Genomic DNA, 615 nt, shown 5'->3' on the forward strand with positions numbered 1-615 from the left:
TGCCGCAGGTCGCGCCTTGCTGTGGGTGATTCAGGCGGGGCGGGACAGCTCGTGCTCGACGGCCCGGCGGATCCATGCCGATACTGAACGGTCGTCCGCCTCTGCAGCGCGCTTGACTTCCTCGAGCAGGTCAGCGGGGAAGCGGACCGGCACGGGTGCGCTCATCGGACGCTTGCGACGACGCGCAGATCCTTGGGGCTCCTGGTTGCGCGGGTCGGCGTAGAAGTCGTACTCCTGCTCCGGCGTCATCGGCCGGCTGTCGTCAGTGCTCATCACGGTCCCTCCGGTACGTAGCGGCGAGGCCCGAAGACGCCTCGTAGCAGCCGATCGGTCGACACTTCCTCGGATCGCCCGATCGAGACGGAGCCAGCGGCACGAGAAGTACCCGCCCACCGACCTCCGCGAGCATCAGCCAGTGCGCGGGCGGCTTGGCCGGGTAGAACAGCGGATCACTGCTCCACACGTCCATCACGTCGTCCATCCCCAGGTGCGGATGCTTGAACAAGTGAGCGGCTTGCTTGTCGACCTCGAAGGGCTCGGTGTCATCGAGCGCTTCCAGGTCGAACGGTTCGCTCATACACCAAGTGTAATACAGACGACTACGCACGCACATGC

The 615-nt window shown here is 65.5% G+C and carries 2 protein-coding genes; both read right to left on the reverse strand.

Going from position 1 to position 615, the window contains the following annotated elements:
- Window positions 1-30: 30 nt before the first annotated feature.
- Window positions 31-273 (reverse strand): YlcI/YnfO family protein, encoded by a 243-nt coding sequence (locus tag D4B81_RS17885; RefSeq protein WP_122263993.1) that lies wholly within the window; start codon window positions 271-273, stop codon window positions 31-33.
- Entirely contained in the window at window positions 263-577 is a 315-nt protein-coding gene (locus D4B81_RS17890; protein WP_122263994.1) for a hypothetical protein, read from the reverse strand. The genes D4B81_RS17885 and D4B81_RS17890 overlap by 11 nt, the downstream gene beginning before the upstream one ends.
- Window positions 578-615: the final 38 nt, after the last annotated feature.

The sequence above is a fragment of the Ornithinimicrobium cerasi genome, assembly GCF_003702705.1.
Classification (GTDB): Bacteria; Actinomycetota; Actinomycetes; order Actinomycetales; family Dermatophilaceae; genus Ornithinicoccus; species Ornithinicoccus cerasi.

Coding starts and splice junctions, on each gene's coding strand:
- D4B81_RS17885 (WP_122263993.1), bottom strand. CDS start 273: ATGAGCACTGACGACAGCCGGCCGATGACGCCGGAGCAGGAGTACGAC.
- D4B81_RS17890 (WP_122263994.1), bottom strand. CDS start 577: ATGAGCGAACCGTTCGACCTGGAAGCGCTCGATGACACCGAGCCCTTC.